Annotated in this window: 23 protein-coding genes; 10 read left to right on the top strand and 13 right to left on the bottom strand. The window is 48.8% G+C overall.

The window, feature by feature from the left end; all coding sequences use genetic code 11:
• Positions 1 to 43: 43 nt before the first annotated feature.
• Both AC5JO6_RS23535 and AC5JO6_RS23530 read right to left on the bottom strand, forming a co-directional pair.
• Positions 44 to 1,381, bottom strand: a complete 1,338-nt coding sequence (locus AC5JO6_RS23535) for a phage terminase large subunit family protein (RefSeq protein WP_496083471.1) — start codon at positions 1,379 to 1,381, stop codon at positions 44 to 46.
• The gene (locus AC5JO6_RS23530) at positions 1,341 to 1,979 is read right to left on the bottom strand and encodes a hypothetical protein (RefSeq protein WP_496083470.1); all 639 of its coding nucleotides are present in this window, start codon (positions 1,977 to 1,979) and stop codon (positions 1,341 to 1,343) included. The genes AC5JO6_RS23535 and AC5JO6_RS23530 overlap by 41 nt, the downstream gene beginning before the upstream one ends.
• Positions 1,980 to 2,068: 89 nt before the next feature.
• Here AC5JO6_RS23530 and AC5JO6_RS23525 point away from each other — a divergent pair, with 89 nt between their 5' ends.
• The gene (locus tag AC5JO6_RS23525) at positions 2,069 to 2,392 is read left to right on the top strand and encodes a hypothetical protein (protein WP_496083469.1); all 324 of its coding nucleotides are present in this window, start codon (positions 2,069 to 2,071) and stop codon (positions 2,390 to 2,392) included.
• Positions 2,393 to 2,471: 79 nt separating this feature from the next.
• On the opposite strand, the gene AC5JO6_RS23520 is transcribed toward AC5JO6_RS23525, so the two are convergent.
• Genes AC5JO6_RS23520 through AC5JO6_RS23475 form a run of 10 tightly spaced genes read right to left on the bottom strand, consistent with a single transcriptional unit; the run spans position 2,472 to position 5,424 of the window.
• Positions 2,472 to 2,708, bottom strand: a complete 237-nt coding sequence (locus AC5JO6_RS23520; protein WP_496083468.1) for a hypothetical protein — start codon at positions 2,706 to 2,708, stop codon at positions 2,472 to 2,474.
• Positions 2,705 to 2,887: a hypothetical protein gene (locus AC5JO6_RS23515; protein WP_496083467.1), complete on the bottom strand. Its 183-nt coding sequence runs from the start codon at positions 2,885 to 2,887 to the stop codon at positions 2,705 to 2,707. Before AC5JO6_RS23515 ends, AC5JO6_RS23520 begins: the two co-directional genes overlap by 4 nt.
• Complete coding sequence (locus AC5JO6_RS23510) at positions 2,884 to 3,129, bottom strand: hypothetical protein (protein WP_496083466.1); 246 nt, start codon at positions 3,127 to 3,129, stop codon at positions 2,884 to 2,886. The genes AC5JO6_RS23515 and AC5JO6_RS23510 overlap by 4 nt, the downstream gene beginning before the upstream one ends.
• Before the next feature lie 3 nt (positions 3,130 to 3,132).
• Positions 3,133 to 3,648 (bottom strand): hypothetical protein, encoded by a 516-nt coding sequence (locus AC5JO6_RS23505; protein WP_496083465.1) that lies wholly within the window; start codon positions 3,646 to 3,648, stop codon positions 3,133 to 3,135.
• Positions 3,641 to 4,009: a hypothetical protein gene (locus AC5JO6_RS23500; RefSeq protein WP_496083464.1), complete on the bottom strand. Its 369-nt coding sequence runs from the start codon at positions 4,007 to 4,009 to the stop codon at positions 3,641 to 3,643. The genes AC5JO6_RS23505 and AC5JO6_RS23500 overlap by 8 nt, the downstream gene beginning before the upstream one ends.
• 15 nt (positions 4,010 to 4,024) lie before the next feature.
• Positions 4,025 to 4,444, bottom strand: a complete 420-nt coding sequence (locus tag AC5JO6_RS23495; protein WP_496083463.1) for a hypothetical protein — start codon at positions 4,442 to 4,444, stop codon at positions 4,025 to 4,027.
• Positions 4,441 to 4,644, bottom strand: a complete 204-nt coding sequence (locus AC5JO6_RS23490) for a hypothetical protein (RefSeq protein ID WP_496083462.1) — start codon at positions 4,642 to 4,644, stop codon at positions 4,441 to 4,443. The genes AC5JO6_RS23495 and AC5JO6_RS23490 overlap by 4 nt, the downstream gene beginning before the upstream one ends.
• The gene (locus AC5JO6_RS23485) at positions 4,641 to 4,901 is read right to left on the bottom strand and encodes a hypothetical protein (RefSeq protein WP_496083461.1); all 261 of its coding nucleotides are present in this window, start codon (positions 4,899 to 4,901) and stop codon (positions 4,641 to 4,643) included. Before AC5JO6_RS23485 ends, AC5JO6_RS23490 begins: the two co-directional genes overlap by 4 nt.
• Positions 4,898 to 5,176 carry a hypothetical protein gene (locus tag AC5JO6_RS23480; protein WP_496083460.1) on the bottom strand — a complete coding sequence of 93 codons (279 nt, stop codon included), beginning with the start codon at positions 5,174 to 5,176 and terminating at the stop codon, positions 4,898 to 4,900. Before AC5JO6_RS23480 ends, AC5JO6_RS23485 begins: the two co-directional genes overlap by 4 nt.
• The gene (locus AC5JO6_RS23475) at positions 5,176 to 5,424 is read right to left on the bottom strand and encodes a helix-turn-helix domain-containing protein (RefSeq protein ID WP_496083459.1); all 249 of its coding nucleotides are present in this window, start codon (positions 5,422 to 5,424) and stop codon (positions 5,176 to 5,178) included. Before AC5JO6_RS23475 ends, AC5JO6_RS23480 begins: the two co-directional genes overlap by 1 nt.
• 173 nt (positions 5,425 to 5,597) lie before the next feature.
• Here AC5JO6_RS23475 and AC5JO6_RS23470 point away from each other — a divergent pair, with 173 nt between their 5' ends.
• The 8 genes from AC5JO6_RS23470 (at position 5,598) to AC5JO6_RS23435 (ending at position 9,565) form a co-directional block, all read left to right on the top strand.
• Positions 5,598 to 5,966: a hypothetical protein gene (locus AC5JO6_RS23470; protein WP_496083458.1), complete on the top strand. Its 369-nt coding sequence runs from the start codon at positions 5,598 to 5,600 to the stop codon at positions 5,964 to 5,966.
• Complete coding sequence (locus AC5JO6_RS23465; protein ID WP_496083457.1) at positions 5,966 to 6,349, top strand: hypothetical protein; 384 nt, start codon at positions 5,966 to 5,968, stop codon at positions 6,347 to 6,349. The genes AC5JO6_RS23470 and AC5JO6_RS23465 overlap by 1 nt, the downstream gene beginning before the upstream one ends.
• Positions 6,346 to 6,777 (top strand): hypothetical protein, encoded by a 432-nt coding sequence (locus AC5JO6_RS23460; RefSeq protein ID WP_496083456.1) that lies wholly within the window; start codon positions 6,346 to 6,348, stop codon positions 6,775 to 6,777. Before AC5JO6_RS23465 ends, AC5JO6_RS23460 begins: the two co-directional genes overlap by 4 nt.
• Before the next feature lie 24 nt (positions 6,778 to 6,801).
• On the top strand, positions 6,802 to 7,728 hold the full coding sequence (locus tag AC5JO6_RS23455; RefSeq protein WP_496083455.1) for a hypothetical protein: 927 nt from the start codon (positions 6,802 to 6,804) through the stop codon (positions 7,726 to 7,728).
• Between the two features lie 2 nt (positions 7,729 to 7,730).
• Complete coding sequence (locus tag AC5JO6_RS23450) at positions 7,731 to 7,982, top strand: hypothetical protein (RefSeq protein WP_496083454.1); 252 nt, start codon at positions 7,731 to 7,733, stop codon at positions 7,980 to 7,982.
• Complete coding sequence (locus tag AC5JO6_RS23445) at positions 7,979 to 8,203, top strand: hypothetical protein (RefSeq protein ID WP_496083453.1); 225 nt, start codon at positions 7,979 to 7,981, stop codon at positions 8,201 to 8,203. Before AC5JO6_RS23450 ends, AC5JO6_RS23445 begins: the two co-directional genes overlap by 4 nt.
• 61 nt (positions 8,204 to 8,264) lie before the next feature.
• Positions 8,265 to 9,230, top strand: coding sequence for a hypothetical protein (locus tag AC5JO6_RS23440; protein ID WP_496083452.1), 966 nt, complete (start codon positions 8,265 to 8,267; stop codon positions 9,228 to 9,230).
• Between the two features lie 98 nt (positions 9,231 to 9,328).
• Positions 9,329 to 9,565 carry a hypothetical protein gene (locus AC5JO6_RS23435; RefSeq protein WP_496083451.1) on the top strand — a complete coding sequence of 79 codons (237 nt, stop codon included), beginning with the start codon at positions 9,329 to 9,331 and terminating at the stop codon, positions 9,563 to 9,565.
• 4 nt (positions 9,566 to 9,569) lie between these two features.
• Here the strand turns inward: AC5JO6_RS23435 and AC5JO6_RS23430 are convergent, their stop codons facing one another.
• Positions 9,570 to 10,769 (bottom strand): RNA-guided endonuclease InsQ/TnpB family protein, encoded by a 1,200-nt coding sequence (locus tag AC5JO6_RS23430; RefSeq protein ID WP_496083450.1) that lies wholly within the window; start codon positions 10,767 to 10,769, stop codon positions 9,570 to 9,572.
• 153 nt (positions 10,770 to 10,922) lie between these two features.
• On the opposite strand from AC5JO6_RS23430, the gene AC5JO6_RS23425 reads away from it, so the two are divergent.
• A complete protein-coding gene (locus AC5JO6_RS23425) occupies positions 10,923 to 19,946 on the top strand; it encodes a tape measure protein (protein WP_496083449.1) in 9,024 nt (3,007 codons plus the stop codon).
• Positions 19,947 to 19,948 lie beyond the last annotated feature (2 nt).

Below are 19,948 nucleotides of genomic sequence, written 5' to 3'. Positions count from 1 at the left end.
TTCTTCTATGATGCCCTACACATGCTAAGTTGCCGTTTTTGTGCTAACGCCTGCCAGTGAAGCGACTAGAGGCAGAGTGCGATCGTACTGATGCCGCGAAGGTGGTTTCTGATGCTGCCGAGATCGGCATAAATTTACAGATGAAGTAGCCTGCGCTGTCCGGTAAGTGGTCAAAACCCTGTGATTTGTCAGGCTCCCCATTTTTCCAACCCTGCTTTTCTAGCGCTTCTACGTAAGGCGTACACTCGCTGGCGTTTACCAGATAACAGCGATCTCCTAATGGATTGCAAAAAGCTGTATTCATTGCGTTGATGCGATCTTTGACAGCGGGGTTTGAACCATCAACTATTACCGTGAAGCCAGCCTGCCGCAGCAATGCCACGTCTGAAGTTGATGCATTAGTAGATTTACGGCTTTGCCCTGATGCGTCAGGGTAAACAGAAATTAAAGAGGTGTGGTTAGGGTAGCGGTTTTTGATTGCTGCAATTATGGCAGGTGTATCTGCAATGCCTGACAACACACTGACCGCTCTTGGTATCCCATTCCTGACAACATGCACCACAGCATTCATGTTAGTGACGTTAAAGTCCATGCCAATATGTAAGCGATCACCAAGTTGCACCGTATCTGTGCAGTTGTTTAAGGCGCGATCGAATTTGGGGTAAACAGGATCGCCGTTTTGCCGTTTTTTAGGTATGCAGCCTAGCTCCTCGTCTGCGGCATCACCGTAGTCTTTGTATAGCTGCGATCGCCATGCAAATTCAGCTTCTGGTGTCCATACCTGATTTTGAGTCAAGCAGATACGCTGGTAAAAACCTTCAGACAAGGCATCATCTAACGAAACACGATGATAACCATAATCGAGATCGCCTGCTTTGACTGCTTTAATCAATTGGTTGAAAGGATTATCCTCTCCATCATGAGTGCTCCAGATACCGACAGACCCGCCCCACATCACAACCGCTAAAGCTGCTTTGATCAATTCTTTTAAATCTTCGTGGAAAGCAGCTTCATCGATACGTAAACGTCCTTTTTTTGATCTCAGGTTAGCTGGTCTAGACGACAAGGCGGAAACTTTGTAGCCACTCAGAAAGTGAATTGTGTAAGTAAAAATACTTCTTCCGTTTTCTTCGATGACTGACTCTTCAAAATCACTAACGCTTAATTGATAAGCTTTAGCCCAATACGCTACATCCTTGATGTACTGTTGAGCCATTTCAATATTGTAGCCAATGTAGTAAGTGTCTTGTCCGCCTGCTTGCGCTGCTTCCAAAGCTGAGTCTGCTGCATCTGCCCAACTAAACCCGATCCGCCGCGATTTCTCCGCTATCTTGATGGGACTATTGTCTGAGATCCACCGTTGTTGGTAAGGCAGTAGCATCGGTGGGCTGGATGCCCAAAAGGTGTGCTCTAATCGCTGCTGCTGTTTCTTCAGAGAGTCCAGGTCTAACCCGTCGATTGTCGCGATCGGGGATGACTCCTGCAAATACTTCTGTAATCCCTTCTCTAGCGTTGCCCACTTCATCGCTTACAGCCTGCACTAACCAGCGTGGTAAAACTCCTGCTTCAGAAAGGGTGCTAACCGCTTCTAGAATGTCTAACGGCTTGCCTAAAACTCGTTCGATCGCCCATTTAGGAACTCCTACTGGCACCCTTTGCGTGATCTCTTTTTCGTAAGGCTCACCAGTGCGTGCATTGATGCCCGTTTCTTTCGTGTATGTGACACGTTCCATCCGACCAAACAGATAGTCGGCAAACGCCTTTCTAGCTTGCCTTACCAACGTTCCTGGACACGTGTCACGGTATTCATCCTTAGCCCTAGATACCGACTCGGAAAACTCGGAATATCGCTTTACCCAGTCATAAAAAGTATCTTCGCTGATCTTACCCGCTTGCCAACCTGCACGGTCTGCCCCAGTCTGAGCGATCGCGTCGATGATGGTTTGCACTCGGTCTGGAGTGTATTTAGACTTTGCCACTAAAAAGGAACCTATCTATCCCAATACACAAATTGTAATCGCAGTCAAGAGTCGCGGCTAAAATAGAACTGTCCACTCTGGACAAACTGATGAATCCATTTCAATCGCTGGGCTACCTTGCCTTGTTGCCTCGTATCCTGAAAACGCTTACTAATCTGGAGAAATTCATCATGGCTTCTGTCGCTGAACTGAACACCAAACTAAACGAACTGCAAACCACGATCGCTGACGAGCGTACTCAGGTTGGCACCTTGATCACCACGATCGAGCAATTGAAAGCTGCTTTGGCTGAAGCTGAAGTAGAAGTTGACCTATCGGCAGAAATTGCTGCTGTTGATGCTGCGATCGCTGGTGTCAAGAATATTGCACCTGATGAAGTGGCACCTGTTGAGCCTGCTGAGCCTGTTGCTTAGACTGTTCTAATGCTCTCTGTTGTAGATTGGGGCGATCGCGTGTGGTTTTAGGACTACTGCGATCGCTTTTTCTTTTGGCTTAATCTGGCTGATAGTTTCCTGCAACGCGCCAAGACAGACATTTGTCCTCACCGCCACTGACTTCTTCTGCTTCCCACTGCATCACAGTATTGCATGATGGCATATAGACGATCGCCGTCAGTCCGTCATGTTTCAGCACAAGATCTCCAGGAGCAAGGCAAAACACCAGGTTATTGACCAATGCCTTATGGACGGGCGTAATCTTGGCTATATCAGCTTTCGTTAATTTATTCACTTATTTGCCTCATCTGGCGTTTCTATCCAAAACGTATAACTTGCTCCATGACCTTCGCCACTCAAGTCTCGAATGCCCTCTTCTTCAAAGAAGTACAACCAATCAGTGATCTCTGTTACTTCACCAGTTTTGAGATCTTTAGCGAATATTCTAACGCCGGGTTTTAACTCTACTTTCATTGTCCCTCACTCACCATCAGACCCACTCGTGCCACCCACACAGCAAAAGCTTCTTCCTCGACCAAGCCCGATGCCTTGAGCTGCGCGATCGCTTCACTCAAGTTTCCTAGCGTCTCAGACAATAGCAAAGCATCTTCCAAATTGCGGCAATCTGGTGACTCCGTGTAGCGGTTCATACAGGCAGCGATTTGCCCCATTGTGGCAACCAGATTAGAGGCTGCTAACTCAGAGAGATTGTTCATGGTTCAGTAGTCGTACTCGTCGGTATCTAGCTCTATTGTCTCTGCTTCTGGAATGCCTGCACTTATAGATTGAGATACAACCCTGCAAACTATTTCACCTTTGCATATATCAAACAGGCTTCGCTCCTGCACATACCAGACATCACAAGACAATCGTAGTAGGTGGGGTTTGTCGTCTCCGATCGGTACAGGCATCACACCGTTGGGTCTAGGAATGGCAAAAATCCCGACTGGGGTACGCTGTGGCGACTCCCAACGTTGGAACCAGTTTTCAAGCTCTTGTGCTGCCGTTTTGTTTCTTACTTCGAGATAGGCATTTAATTGTTGCCGTAGTTCTAAAGCAACAGATTCACCTTTATTGCAAATATATGAAAGCTTAACTGTTTGCACGCCCGTAGAAACATGCTCAACAAACATGCCGCTTTGTACTTTAACAAAACCATGTTGAACCTCCCCACACGTCAAGTTCTTGTGCTTAAAGCAAGCAAAAATAAACTCTTCTTGTCTTGTGCTAATCATTGCTGTCTACAATTTTGGTTGCTGTTGCCATTGCTTTATCAATCGCGCTCTTAGCGTTTTCTATAGCAACAGTTTCATTGTTATTAGTACTTACATACATTACATTGCCAGCCTTTGCTAATGGCAGCTTTTCACCTGAAAAAATGCATTGATATTCGATTGGGTTAAGCCCTTTGTACCTTTCCATTACCCTAACGTCTATGCCTTTGTATGTTTCAGTGCGAAGTAGATTTGTAGCGACTCTAGGGTAGCCACCTTCAATGTTTTCAAAGTAAAGGTCAATATCAGTCTTTGCGTTAGCTAAGTCTCTTTCGTTGCTATATGAGATCCGAAAGCCTTTATAGATAGCGCTCTTATCCATCAGAAACCTCAGTGCTTAATCCCATTGCCGCATTTGTTTGCTGTAAAGCATCGATCGCGCCTGTGTATGCCCTGTGTATGCAATGTATTCATCGATCGCGCTCTTCGCAGCAGCGATTGCCGTTTCAACGCTTGACAACCAAAACCCTTCTGGCAATCCTTCTACCTGATAGCGATAAACCTTCTCAATGGTGCTACTAGGTTCGTAATATGGCTTAGAGAAAATCTCGATCGCCCTTCCCTCATAAGTCAATACCGTATCTAGCTGTGGCACTGATTTAGGCTTTTTAGGTAACTGCTGCGAAGCTGACAGAGGACGCTTAAAGTAAGCGCTGCCGGCATCGAAACCTACTAACTCCCAATGCTCCTCACCGAGTTTATTTAGGTCTGACTCAGTGAGGTAAAGCGCGTTTTTCTTGAGGTACGCCCACTTCATAATTTAGCGATCGTTAAAGTTGTTGACGTAGCATTCAAAACAACAGCCGTACCAGATGGAAACGTTAAAACTGTGCCTCTATAACCCAAAACATCGCCATTACTCGTAGCGGCAACTTCGTATTGCCGCAACCAGCCAAAGTTCAAAGTAGATTCATGCTTGACAACAATGTATTTGAACCAAAGAAATAAGTTTTTCATAGTTCTTCACGCTCCAGATTGGCGAATTCGCCAGTAAAGACTAGGCATTCTTTCCTAATTTCTCGATCGCCATTTTCAAGCGTTCTAAGCATAGGCTGATCACCGTGCCCTACCATGATCGTTCTTAACTCTAGTCGTGCTATTTCATCAACGTCGATTGTTAGTGTTAGCCCTGTTAAGCACGTCATCTCTTTGCCATCGACAAAAACACGTGTACCACGGGCAAGACCTTCAGGACATACTATTTCAACTTTCATCCTGCCTCTCCAAACTTGCTAATAGAGTCAAACTCTAGAGCCTGGGGTAAATTAAGTGCTTTCTTTATGACTCCCGAATGACCATCATGATCAATCTGTACAGCGGTAGTTTCTGGGAGCCAAACTGAATTGCTTTGCTCGTTGTAGATACCGATGCCGTAATGCTCACCTAAGTCGTTGCCTCCTTCTATATCGCTAATAGCTTCATCCATCGATGAGTACTCGTGTATTTCAAACGAACCGTATCTTTTAGCGACAGCCTTAAACTCACCCATTAGTTTTTCTCCGTATAGTCCTGATCTGTCAACTCTTCCGGTAAGCACCGAAGCTCGATCGCCAGTTTAGGCAAGTACTCAGCTTTCAATTGCGCTTCACCACGCTCAACCCTGCCTAACTGCTGTCTGCTGAGTCCAACTGAATCAGCCAAATCAGACTGCGTGATGCACCAGTACCGACGCAATGCGGCAATGTTGCCACCCAATTGATTGGGCAATTTGCGATCACGCTGTTTCTTGCATATCACGGTTGTGTTCAATTTGCAAACATGATGTCCGATTCCCAAGTATAGCCCGTGTTTCAAGGGATGAGCAGGGCAGATTGAAGGCGTAGAGTTTGCCTTTTGCTGTGGTCAACGCTGCCCTTGACGCCGCTGTAGCTTCACTTCCTACACCTGATTATCAAAGACCTAATTTGGTCTTGACTTTTTTGGTGCCTTTAGCAGGTGGCGTAGCGTTTGACAGTGCGGGCAATGAGGTTTCCAATACTCAGGCGATCGTTGTTCAGGCATCAGTGAGACGACCGACAAAGCAAGCAACGAACACGCCGATCGCTGGCGCAGGCAGGCAGGAGCTAGAGCTAGAAGGACGGCTTGTTAAACCTAAGTTCTTGCCAGCCAGTATCAACAATCAACTCAAAGCTTTTGCTGTCTATAGCGATTCTATTTCCAAGGCAGCCTACGAAGGCGAGTGGGTGTTTCTCCCAACAACTCAAGCAAGAATCAGCGGTATCACTCAGAAGTTTGGTCAAAAAATATCAGGCAGTCTCATTTTAACGGGGGCTGCCTAATGGAACTCAAGTGGAATGAAGACTTTGAAGCCCCTAGCTTAGTTGCTTCCTACGAATGGAGCGCCCCATACGCAGATGAGGTGCATATGGGGTTGCATTACATCGGCGGTCGTGGCGTTGCTCGCCCCTGGACAACGGTAGCAATTTCTGAGACTAATTGCCCCAAAGTATTTGCTGATCACTATAGAGGTGATATTCGCGTTGCCTTTGCTGCTTTTGCTCACGATATGGCAGGCAGATTCAGCGACACGATCGACAACCACAATTGGAGTATTGCCAGCGACAACCCAAAACAATACCGTCCAGGCGTTCCGACTTGGCAAAAAATAACTGACAGTGGCGCGTTGCGTGACTCCCTGCAAATGGAGGTCAGAGACGCATGAGCGCTGTAGAAATTCACAATCCAGTCGTTGCTGATTTAGTTGCCAAACTCCGATCGCTGCTCTCTGCCCAACTAGGCACCCTTGCCGATGGGAAGCAAGCAGTTCGTGCGGAGCCTCCCCAAGTAACGCCAGTTGGTAAAGGTGTACATGCCATTGTCCAGCGGCATTTCACACAATTAACCAATGACACCTATCAATGGCGTGTGGATTTAGTACTGCATGGTTCACCCGGTAAGACACCAGCAGAATACGCAATTTACGAAGCCAATTTACAAAAGTTTGACCGCGCGATCGCGCTAATGCGATCGGCGTTCCCTGTGCGTCGTGAGTCCATCCCTTCATACAGAGAGGATCTACCACCACAGGCAATCTTCCAAATCACTGTTCGGCAATTCGTGTCTGGGCAGCAAGTTTTGGTGTCTCGCTGACTGTTTACTTACTGGAGTTCCTGAATGTCTACTGCTGTTCTCAATTATCCCGGTGGTGCCAAAGTCACTACGGGTATTGCGCTCCGAGTTGGTGAACTACCGCTCGGTGTGCGTACCCCTGCTACCTATACCGTCACTGTTGGTACGGGTGGATCATCTGTCAACGTGATTGTGGCTGCTGATGCTGCGATCGGTGCTACGACTTTAACGGTCGGTGCGCTGACTGCTGCAGTTCCTGCTAACTCAATCCTATCGATCGGCGGTCAAGTTGTCGTCACATCCGCTGCGGCTGCTTCGTCTGCTACATCGCTCACGATCTACCCTGCCAACTTCACGATCCTCAACGGCACAACCTTTGTCTACAACCCAGGCACGCTCACCATCGGTTCTAGGGTCATCCCTGTCACTGCTCTACCCGCACTGATTGACGTGGGCGATACGCTGCTATTCAACAGCACCATTCCTCAAACGTTAACTGTGACTGGGCGATCGCCTGCTGGTGCCACACAGCTACGGGTTAATGCAATTACATCAGCCCTAACCGCTGGCAACTCTGCCTCAACTAAAGCGCTCTATGCAGTCGTTGGTTGTACTGTTAGCCCGGTGCCTAGTCCGACTCCCAAGGTGGTCGATACCACCAACCTGCTATCCGGTATCGGGATGGAGAAGGTCATCACTGCCATTTCGCAAGAAATGAGTGTTGACTTCAACATCGTGCGCGGTGACTTGGGTGGTGGGCTGCTGGTAGAAATCCTGCGCGACAAAGACAAGTACAACAAGGAAATTTACTTCCAAGTGACGATGGATGACGGCGAACGGCATGAGGGTGTTGCCATCATTACCGCTGGTCCTGAAACAGGTTCAGTCCAAGATTTGCGGAAAATCCAATGTAAGTTGCAAGTTCAGGGTCAGACCTACGTTTACACGAAGTCTACCTACGCCTTCTACTAACGATGGTTTACGACTACCTCACTTCCGAGAATGGCGAGGTCTTCGCTTGCAATTGCGAGGTATCAGCGCGTCGCGTGTTGGCGGGTTTGCTTTATTTCGCTGGGAATCTGCCACCCACGATCGCGCTCTACAACCCACAGTTCCAAAAAACTTGCATCATCAAAATCGCGCCTCAGATTCAACGCAATCAAACGCCAACGCTGCTCAGCAGCCCTAACGACAACCTACAAATCGACGTGGAGAAACTCCTATGAAACTCGTTGCGATTACCGCTTGCTCTGACGACAAAGGCATTGTGCATCAGCCCGGTGCCGAGTTTGAACTACCTGATGCGATGGCAAAGTCCTTGATTGAAATCAAAGCGGCAGCCAAGCCCGGTGATGTTCCTGCTGTCACTCCGCTAGTCGGTGTCTCACAGTTTGGCGAAGAGCCTGTATTGCCAACCGTGGAACCTGCTAAGCCCGCTACCAAATAGTTTCCTGCTTCACGCTGTCTCCCTAAAATCCGCGCCCTTTCTTGATTCCTGAGAATAAACCATGCGTAGCCGTTCACCCTTTGCCTCACTCAAACAAGAAATCCGACCTGTTGTGACGATGCCCGATGGCGCGATCGTCTACTTTGTCAGCACTGGCAGCATTGACCCAAACACATCACCTGTTTCCATTCAGGAAAAACAACGCAAACAAGCCCGGATTAATGCGTTAATTCTAGAAGCGATCGAAACCCTAGCGGTACGCCAAGGCATCACTTCAGAGCAAGCACGATCGCTCATCTTTCCTGATGACAAAGAAAAGGGCACTGCGATCGAAGTCAATCCACTTTCCTACCTAAACCTGGAACAAAAAACCGAGTATTTTGGGCTGACGGCTGAAGCGGCTGAATTGCCACTGCTAGCAGCCACACTGATGATGCGCTTCAGGGTTGCCTATGACTTGACACTACTTGAACCAGTAGAAGGTAAAGCCCGTAAACTCTACGTGCGTGAGCCGTGGTATGAAATCAGCGTCGGTGCTGTGTTTAAGTTTGACCAATTAAAGGTATCCATCACTGAACCTTACGATGCTGAGGATGGTTCGATCGGCATTGCTCAGATTGATACAGTCTTGCCAGTCGGCGCGGCTGGCTTTCTTCTCAACAGCGATCGCAAGACCTATGCAATGGGCGATCCATTTTGGACGATCGAACATACCAAGGAACTATCGCTAGAGAATGCCGATGGTAGCGACTCACAGATTCAATCAATCTATAACTTCTATCTGCGTGAGTCCGGTCAGTTTGTGGAGCCAAAGCTAGAGACGCTGACTGATAAGCCACAGCTAGAAGGTAGCGAAGAGGAGCCAAAGCGTGAGGGAAAGTCTCAGAGCAAAAGCAAAATCTTGAAACCTACTACAGATCAGCCTGCATTGACTGGGATGACATCTTCGGTAGAGTCCACACCTACGGAATCAGAGACGAACGGCTTGCCAATTACGAGAACTTTGGAAACTGCCCCGATTGGCTGATCTTTTGGTTCCTAGAGCGTTACGAAAAGCAGCGACAGTTAGACGCGAATATCGCAGCGAAGACTAACGCGATCGGGTGGGCAGGCGTTGATCAATTAGTGGATGCCTGGAAAAAAGCGAACGGTGGTAAAGGTAGAGAAGTGCAAACAACCTGGATTCAATATCTACCTTTCCCTGATGCTGTTGGCGAGACACGCGATCGTCGCCGCGTGTCCAAGGAAACGGCGCGGATTTTTTTAGGGTTAGAGGCTCAAGGGCTGATACCTGTGCAAGTAATTGGTGCTGCTAGTGAGTTGCTAGGCGAGATGGAATCGGTAACGTCTTCCCAATGCTGACCGCTTAGGCAGTGCATCGCGGGCTTTCCAAAAGCCCAGGAAGTTTCAGTAGCCCGCCAGCGATCTCGCAAGATAACCAGGAGCCTCCAGGCTGTATTACCGACAACCCGATTCTTTGAATGTTTTTCGCCCCGTTCAAATCCGCATCACCATGCCAACCGCAATGACCACACTTAAACCGCTTACCGTGCCTGTACGACTCCCTTTTGACGGGGTGAATGTGCAGGCATTGGTGGCAGGTTTGGCTGGTATAGGCAGGCTTGATCATGATGACCTTTACCCCTGCTCCCAAAGCTTTGTAGTCAATAAACAGTCTCAGTTGGTTGAATGCCCAACTGTTCGACCGTCTGCGCTCGGTTTTGTTGCGGGGTTGTTGGTTCGTGCACTCACGAATGCCTGTCAAATCTTCCAGCGCGATGCTGGCTTGTTTGGACTTGGCGGTTTGAACAAGACTTTTCGAGATGTTGTGATTCAACCAGCTTTGAAAACGACGCTCACGACCAGACAACCGTTGCAACAGTTCACGCACTCGGCGGCGTGTACTGCGTGTGCCTTTACTGGCTTTATGCTGGAGATTCGCTCTCAAGTTGGTGTAGTGGTCACGCACCTTGTTGATACTCTGACCTTCCCAGGTTTGACCCTCAGAAGTATGAGCAATGTCAGTGCGCCCCAAATCCACACCCAAAATATCGCCACCGTCTTGCGGCTCTGGCGGCTCCGACTCCAGACAAATTTGGATGTAGTAAGAACCATCCTGTCGCTTGATCAGTGTGGCGGACTTGGGGTTAGCGTCTGCCAGCATTCCCCGTTGGTAGTTACCAATTGCCAACTCAAACCGCTCACGACCATCAACAGTAGTGAGCGAAACCGTCCAGTCCTTTTCTCGAAACGAGAAGATCCGAGCGTCGTAGGTCGCAAAGCTATGCTTGAACGCCTTGACCGGACGGTGCTTTTGTTTGGCGACCTTGCGAGAACCTGCTACCCGCCTACAGACCTGTTGAGCCAAATTACTCGACAGACCAAAACGAGCGCGGACTTCGTAATAACAAAGGGACTGCAGTTTGACCGCATTGGCTATCTTCTCAGGTGTGTTCTGGTTCACCCAGTTCAACGCCTGCCCAAAAGCGTTCAGTGTCGCAGCAAGTTTTATAGCTTGCGATTCGGATACCTTGAGCTTGCAGGAGACAGTCAGGACTTGATTCATAGCCCTATTCTACCTCATCAGAAACAGGAGTACAACTGTATGCCCGGTGAATTATTGTCCGGCTCCGTGTCTCCGCCAGATCCGCATTCCTCCCGACTCTCGACCTCATTAGAGTGCAGGAGTCCTGTTGTTTTAGCTGATCGGAGGTGACAGTTGACCTCACTTGGATCTCTCTATCTTGAGTTGGGGCTACAGACAGATAACTTCGATCGCTCTCTTGCCAGTATCAAAAACCAGACTGCGGCAATGGGTAAAGACTTGGAGCGATCGCTAAAAGTTGCTCCTACTTTTGATGCCAAGGTTTTACAAAATCAGATCAGACAAACTGAAAGTCAAAAGCCTACAATTGCCATCGGTGTCAAGGTCGATCGCTTACAGGTAGCCCACGAAATCAGTCAGACTACTTCTACCACGCTTGACCTGAGAGCTACGCTAACAATCAACAGTAGCAATGTTGAGCAAGTCAGGGCACGGCTAGAGCGATCACTACAGGTCACAGTCAGTGCTGACACGCCATCAAATACTAGCCGCAAGGTTGAGCTAGACACTAAAGGATTAGAAGAGGATTTAACTAAGGCAGTTACTGAAGGCACGAAGAAAGCACAGGCACGATCGGGTTTGTTTGCACCGATTACAGGTGGGCTACAAAACACGATTCGAGGCTTTCAGGAAGGCGTAGGTGCTACCTATGCCCGCAAGTTTACAGAAGGCTCTATCAAGAATATCGAAGCTGAGCTAGGCACATCACTAGATAAACTAGGCGAGAAATTTAGTGCTGGGTTTGGCAAGGCTGGCAAGTTTGCAGGCGATCGCTTTGTCAAACGGTTAGGCATTGAAGAAGGTCTGGCAGGGCTAAAGCCTAAAGTAGCGCAAGCCACTGAGTTCCTCAATGAAATCATTGATACCAAAACGCTCGATCGCAAATTCAGTGTTCTTGAAACCCAGATCGGCAAACTCATTGACGACCTGCTGCGGCTTAAAGGGGTGGGTGTCCAGGTCGGCAATCTCCAGGGTATTGCTGGAGCGGTTGCCGATATTGCTGCTACACCGCTGGAAGGTATTGAAGACAGGCGGCAGCGCTTAGTTAAGGAAGCAGCCAAAACAGCGCAGGCAAGATCAGAACAAATTGAAGCACCAAAATACGACAATGCTGATTCTGTAGTGTTTGGGATTGGTGGCTTTGCTGGCAATGAAGATAAGGCGCAACGAGGTAAAAGCAGTATTCCTGTCGCTGAACGCTTGCAACTGCTGACGGGTGAGCGGAATCCCGTTATCCCTGTTGAAAACCAGGCTACTGATTTATCAGTGAATTTGGGTGAAGGTAAGCTCAGATTCTTTGCTGAAGCGATCAACAAGATCGTCATGCAAAACCTCGTAGTTAGCAAAGATGCTATTGAGGCAGCAGCGCAGGCGATCGCGGTGCGTCGGGAAAATCCAGACTTACCGATCGGCATTGCGGGTTATTCAGCAGGTGGCTTTACTGCTAGAGAATCCTCTGAAGTACTCAATGCGGCAAACGTTGATAATGTTCGCGCCGTTGGTATTGGTACACCGCGCTTTAGCAGCACTGCCAGCACTACGAAAGAACAGTTTCAAACGGTTTTAGGTGAAGGTGACCCATTATCTAAGATCGCTAGGTTGTCAGGCGCAAAGGATGCTCAGATTCATGCTGAGGGTGGTAAGGGGCATAAACTATCGAGCTACCTCAGTGCTGATGACACGCAAGGGGCAATCCTCAAGCAACTCAATATCAAGCGCCAGATTCCTGCCGAATTAAAATCGGCTGTGGCGTTTGAGATGAAGTCGGTTGAGCAGGACATGGAGGCGGCAGCCAATGATTTCATGGCAGCAATGCAAGGTTCTGACTTTTACCTGAAAACAGGACTCTATAAAACGGTCATTGCCAAAATTAAGATCAACCGTGAAAAGCTGCAATTGCTGATGGAGCAAGCCACGGGCAATCTTGATCAGACACTTGCTGGCTATGATGAGCAACTGGCTGAAGCTGAAACAATGCTGTATCAGGCGTTCGGCACGCAGCAGCAAGCGGCACCCGCACTCAAAGCAAGACAGCGTGAGCAGGCGATCGTAGAAGCGGCTGCCATCCCTCCCCCACAGATGGCGCAACCACTGCAAACGAAACCGCTCGATCGCTCGATCATTAGTGGCTATAACACCGAAATACTCAAGGAAGTCTCCAGTCTTTCTGGTGGTGCTGGCAAAGGTACAAAAGACAGGCTAGTCAAAGAATTACTAGAAGCCGATGCCCGGTCCGTGCGTGAAGCGTTTGATGCGATCGCGCCTTTGGTGCAAACGGGTCCGAAGGGTGGGCAGTCGATCAAAAAATTGCCGCAGTCGGCTGAAGAGAAAAAGGCGATCGCGGCTACTAAAGACGCCGAGAAACGCATCAATGATTCGCTACGTATTTTTGTTGATGCCCAAGGCAAGCGTCGTGAAGAGATTGCCGCAGCAGCAAACAATGAAATCAATGCCACCTTAGCAGAGCTTGAAAAGCTACGCGCTTCGCAGTCTCCTGATACTCGCTTGCAAGCAGGCAGGACGCGCGGACGCTTAGAGTCACTGCGAACCAACTTTAACGCAGCCGATGTTGAAGGGCTAGCAAGATCGCCTAGAGAAACACTGAGAGACGCTACAGGCGCTTTAGCAAAATCCTTTAATGCTGAACCTGTTGGTTCCATTCGTGGCAATTTGGCGCAGACGGCGCGTACACCCAAAGCAAAAGCGATCGCTACTGATTTAGCAGTGAATACGGCTGGGTTTGCCGCTTCTCAGCTAGGCAATAACTTTGGCGTTGTCCCTGGTCTTGCAGGCGATTTGGTCGGGGCATTGGTAGCGCGTCAGGCGATCGCAGCATCGGCTGAAGTGTTCAAGGCTTATCAGTCTAGTACTGGTAGGCAGTTTAAGGAGATTGCACGAGCAGCGCTAAACGGGATGCGTGGTGCGGCGTTCCAGAAAGAAATGGGCGCAAACCTCACAGGCGACTTGACTGGTTTTGCCATTGGCAATGTTTCAGCAATGGCGGCTAATGCTGGGCTATCAGCGCTGAATGGTGTTGTGCCCGGTGCAGGACTGCTAGGCAAAATACCGCTCAAAGGTGCTGCTGTGGCAATGGCTACGGTGCCTCGTATTGTGAATGCTAGAGAGCGAGTTTTAGAACCTGACGTTGCAGAATTAGCACGAGTTGGCGATCAGCCCAAGCAAGGGTTGTTAGGCGGTTTGATCAACCGAGCGAAAGCTGACACTGAGAAAGCTAAAGCAGCGATCGCGTCAGGTCTGAATAAGACAATGGATGCTCTAGAAGAACGTTATATCAAAGAGCCTACGCCCGTTGCACAACCACCTTCAATGGCTGCCAAGGTGCAGGCAGCAGCAAGAGAAGCGCAGAAGCAAGTAGAACGTCTGCCTCAACAGCTTAAGTTAACGACTGATCAAACCTATCAATTGCTAGTACAGGAAGCGGCAAAACTTTCTAAGGTCACAATCAAGCCCGGTGATTTGCCTAAACTGGTAGTCGATGATGCCAAGCTGCAAGCCATTGGTGCTAGGGCACTGTACAACATCAAAAATAATCAGATCATCATCACCAAAGAAGTCGCTGCGATGCTCAGCGGCACGGTGGATCAGATTGAGAAACAGCAAGAAGCAATTAAGGATGTTGTCCACGAATCCCGTCATGCCTTCCAGTTTGACTTTGGGCGTTCCAGCATTGCTAAGCAATCGCTAGGCTTTGCTCAACCTGGCGTAGCCTTGGCACCGATCCAGGAGCTACCGCGATCGATGCAGTACAACGCCATGCGATCGGCTCAAGTAGCCAATCAGCAGGCAGGCGGATTGCTGCCTCAGAATTTCCAACGCACGATCGCCCGGACCGAAGCTGACGCTTATGCGTTTGAGACGCAAGCACCGAAAGTCTTCAGCAATGTTGCGACTCGCGTGCGTAGTGGTGAAGCGCTGCCACAGCCTATCCAGGAAGCGCAGCCGAATCAGCGGATGGTTGACTTCTTTGTCAAAGCACTTCAGGCGAAACAGTCGGTTGGTAACGCCATTGGTAATCCACTAGGCGCGATCGGTAATGCGTTTGGAGCGCTCAAAGAATCAGCACTCGGCGGTCTTGGTAGTCAGGTGTCAGTAGCGCGATCGCCTCAAGCAACAGGCAGCCTGAAGGCTGAGGCTTTAGAGAATGCCGTTAGCTACGTTGAATCATTTAAACAAGGGTTGCAGCAACTAGGTATTTTTATACCAAAGATTGTTGAGTCTGCAATCGATACGATTCCAGGTATTTTGTCCAAGTTGCCAGGGTTTGCTGATAGGGCTGTCAAAGGCATTCTTGGTAATTTTGGATTGATTGTGAAAGGCGTAGGAGCAATTGGTCTAACCATAGCCGCTGTCAATATTTTCAAGCCAATCGTTGATCAATCTTTGGTTGCCGCCCGTAATTTGAATAATTTCAAGACAGCGCTAGATTTTGCCAGTGGTAGCGCTGCACAGGCAGGAGTAGACTTTAAGTTTGTCGACAAGACTGTTGATGATTTAGGCATCCCACTTGAATCAACTAGGCAGGGTTTCAAGAATCTGGCAGCTTCAACCAAGGGCACAGCGGCAGAAGGTTTTGCTGTCAAAGAAACAATTACGGGTGTTTCTCAAGCTGCAACAGTTTTAGGGCTAACTAGCGAACAAACGGCGCAAGTCATGAAAGCGCTAAGTGACATGGCTTCTAAGGGTTCCGTCCAGATGGAGGAATTAAAAGGACAGCTAGGAGACGCAGGCTTGACAGGCGTGATGAAAACGGCTGCTGACGCTATGGGGATCACTGAAAAAGAATTAGCAAAACTTACTGAATCAGGTCAGTTATCAGCAGAAGAATTTATCCCTAAATTTGGGCGACAGCTACAGATTGCTTATGGTGCTTCTGCAAAAACAGCTTCTCAAAATGTCCAATCTTCCGAAAATCGCTTCAATGCTGCCAATCAACGTGCTCAGGAAGCTTTTGGTTTGGTTATTCAGCCAGCTCAAAAAGCGGGATTAGATACTGCTACGATTGCTGTCGATTTACTGGCAGGAGCGATGGAAAAGTTGGGATCAATCATTGCTATAACTGCTGCTTATATTGGCGGCAATCTGATTGTCCGACTGACTGGAATGGCAACAGCGGCGATCACTGGTAGCACGGCTGTTGCGTCACTTGGCGTAATCTTTAATGCCACAACAGCCCGAATGATTGAACAATCAGTCATGATCGCGGCTAAATTTCTGCTTTTTTCAGCCGCGATCGAGTCTGTGCAGTCTCTGATGCGGCAGTTCACCCCTGATGAAAACACCAAACAGTTTAACAAGTTTACAGACGAGGCAGTTAGCGGGCTGAAGCGCATAGAGGAAGCGGCAAAAGCCGCTAGAGGTGAAGTCGCTGGGATCGGTAACGACAAAAAAGATTTGCCTTCGCAAGGCTTTGACTTAACGCTTGGATTGGGTGGGATGTTCGGTAAGTCGTTCAAAACAGATGATGCGATTAAAATTCGCAACAACTTAGTTGAAAAGATGGGGCTTACTGGTCTAGGGCGAATGACCACGCTGGCAGAATCAAAACAGTTCGATCAGCAAGTATCTTTAGGTGATCAAGCGTTAGCTGCTCAGGACGTGGCTGCTAAAGCCTTTGACGCTAGTGGCATGAATGCTCAAATCGCCAAAGTAAAAGCGCTTGACGATCAAATGAAAGCGATCGACATGCAACGCCAAAAATTACAGATGCAGCCCAATGCTGACAAGAATCAGCTAGAAGTGTTGCGCCAGCAGCGGCAAGCATTATCAGAGCAGCGAGACAAGCAAGCTTCACCCATTTTGGAGCAATCAGCCCAAATTGACTCGGCGCTGAAGAATTTTAGAGAGTCTGTCAAACAAGCTAAAGAACTAGGCTTACCCACAGAAGAATACGAAGCTACGATCAAACTACTGGAAAAGGCTCAAAGCGTCCAAACACAGTACAACCGCAAACTGTCTGAGGCGGCAGTTTTAGCCGCTAATTTTGCTGATAAATGGAATCTTGCCACCGCTAAAGCCCAAGACGCACAAAAAGCGATCGATGCATCAGTGTCAGGCAGTAAATCGGATGTACTAAAACAACAATTAACTGGTGGTTTGAATTCAGAACAGGCGCAGCAAAAAACAGCGCAACTTGACACGCAAGGGGTAGAGCAAAAGCTTGGCGCTAGCCAAGATGAGCTTGCGAAGAAACAACAGTATTTGCAATCGATCGATGCTACAAGTACGCTCAAAGCTGCTGGTATTGATCCGAATGCGGGCGCAGCAGAATTAAAGCTGAAAGCAGGGCAAGCGTCTAATCCACAGCTTAAAAAAGCTATCGAGTCTACAGCAGAGTTCAAAGATCTACAAGACCAGTTACCAGCACAGCAACTACAGGTTGACCAGTCCAAACTACAGCAGCAGCAAACCGAACGACAGTTAGCCGCTAATCTCAGACAGAGATCAGATGCAAATGATGCTGCCTATGCTACGCGGGTTGAGTTAACCCGGAATACTCAACTGAGAAAAGACCAGTCAGCAATCAACGTTAAAAAATCGCGCAATCAATATTACTCTGACGCTGATGCAGGCGTAGCAGAAGCAGATTTAGGACTGAGCCAAGCCCAATCACAACAACAAAGTGCAGGGGCTGGGCTGGCTAACTCTGGCGCTGCCTTGAGCCGACTACGTGAAGACTACAAGGCAGGGAAAATTGATCAGATTGACTTCAAGAATCAGGAGCGTGACTTAATTACTCAGGTGGCACAGGCGAGGGCGAAAAGTGCTGAAGCCGAAGCCCAAATCGAGGAAGCCAAGGGCAAACGTATTGAAGCCATTAACCGCAAGCGCATTGAGCAGATTCAGAAAGTCACTGCGGCTGAAGCTAGCGCATTGAGTAGACGGCAAGCGCTGGCTAATGCGGATTTTGCCACCCAAAGGGCAAAGCTGACTATGCAGAAGGCGAAGAATGTTTTCTTTAGCGATGCCGAAGCGGGTGTAGCCGATGCAGATTTGGGCATCAGTCAAGCTAAAACTCAAAAAGACCTTGCGGGTCAAGCCATTGTCAACGTTGAGCGAGAGATGCAGCGCAATAAGCAGCTTTACCAGGAGCGCCGCATCAACGCTAAAAAGTTTCATGATGATGAACTAGCACTAGGGGACAAGCTTACTGAAGCAAGAGCAAGAGGGACAGAGGCAGCGGCATCGCTTGAGGAATCATACGCGAAGAAAATTGAAGCAACGACCAGGCAAAAGATTGAGCAGATTAATTTTCTCAATCAAAGCGCTGCCGCCGCGATCGCCCTCGCTCAAACTCAGCAAACTACGGCTTTACAAGGTAATCTCCTTAACAGCCCCGACGCTGGCGAATTCTCTCAAGCTCAAGCAGGGCGATCGCAAACACTGATTGAGCAGGGCACTTCTGTAGCGACTCTAGCGCTCAACCGCAAAGCCATAGAGGACAACAAAGCGTTAGTGGCAGAGGGTAGCAGGTCACGGAAAGAAGGCATTCTAGAAGAGCAAAGGCTAAATAAAGAAACAGCCGATATTCAACTGGCTCAAGCACAGCGTCAGGTGCAGATGCAGCAGCAGTTACGAGACTCACGTATCAAGTCACTGGAAGCTGTTGCCAAATTAGAGACGGATCAGCTCGATCGCTCCAAGCAATTACTTGAGAGTCAGGGGGCGTTAGCAAAGGCTCAATCTGACTTAGCGATCGCCCGTGACACGACGCAGCTAAACAAAATCGATCGACTCGTCGGTTTGCAAGATCGAGTGGAAAGCGATCCGAAGATGGATCCGCGCCTAAAAGCACTGATCGGCAAGCAGTTAAACGAGTCTGGCGCTAGTGGCGTTAATGCCAACTCAAAATCCTACGAAATTCTACTGGCTCGGCAGAAGATTGAAGACAGCATTGCTGATAAGCAAAGAGGTGCCCGCGAGAAAGAGGCTGAGCTTTCTAAAAAATCGCTTGAGTTTGATATCCGCAAGCAAGAAATAGCAGCAAAGTTACTGGTGATTGAGGGGCAGCGATATAAACTCGATGCCGATCGTGCCAAGCTCCAAGCAGTTAAAGACTATTCCACAGCGATCAAGTCAGGTGATAAAGAGGGGATGGCGATCGCTCAAATGTCGCTTGCGATCGCCAACAATATGTCTAAGGTGGCTGACATTCAAATTCAGACAGCGCTGGAAGGCTTGGCAAATCAAAAAGAAATGGCGCAAAATAGCCGTCAAGTTCTGGCGTTAAACCAAGAGACGGCAAGAGAACAATTTGAAGGGCAAGATCAGAATCGACGCGCTAATAATGACGTTTCATTCATTGAGCAGCTTATCAAATCAGGAATGCAAGGTAGTATTCCCGGTCGCGCCAAAGGCGGCGACGTTCAGGCAGGCAAACCCTATGTCGTTGGTGAAAAAGGTCAGGAACTCTTTATTCCAAAAGTGTCAGGCGAGATTATCGACGCTTCTAAGACTGCCACGATACTGAGCGGACAGAATATGCAAGGGGCAAAGCAGGCAATTCAAGCCCGCGCCACAGGTGGACCCGTCAACGCTGGGCAGCCGTACTTAGTGGGCGAACGTGGGGCTGAAGCGTTTGCACCGTCCGGTAGTGGCTCAGCGGACGGGATTGGTCAGTTACTGGCAGGGCTAGGCGCTCTCATCACGCTGATTGGAGTCACAGCGTCGGGCATCAAGAAACCTGCTCAAGAGATGAGCAACGCCGCGATCGATACTGCCATTAGACCGACGATTTCCGGTAACGGCATGGCAGACACCGCGATCAGACCGACGATCGCAGGCAACGGTCAACTTGATACGGCTATTAGACCCGCGATCGCTGGCAATGGGATCGCTGATACATCATTCCGTCCAACTGTCATTGGTGCAGGCATGAACAACGCGCCACCACTGGGTAGCAGCGGACTGGCAGACAAACCTATACCATCACTCGGCGGCGGTGCTGTGGGTGGTTCTGGAGGCGGTGATGTCTCTAGCAAGCTCGATCAGTTAATTAATGTCATCAGTTCAGCAATGGGTAGACCGAATCTCACAGTTTCTAGTCCGTCACCCGTGAATGATGCAGCCAAGATTTACTCAGACATTTCTGCCCAACAAGTTTCCAATGCCAACATTTGACG

This window comes from Tildeniella sp., from assembly GCF_059505325.1.
This window is presented reverse-complemented; position numbering and strand designations above follow the sequence as displayed.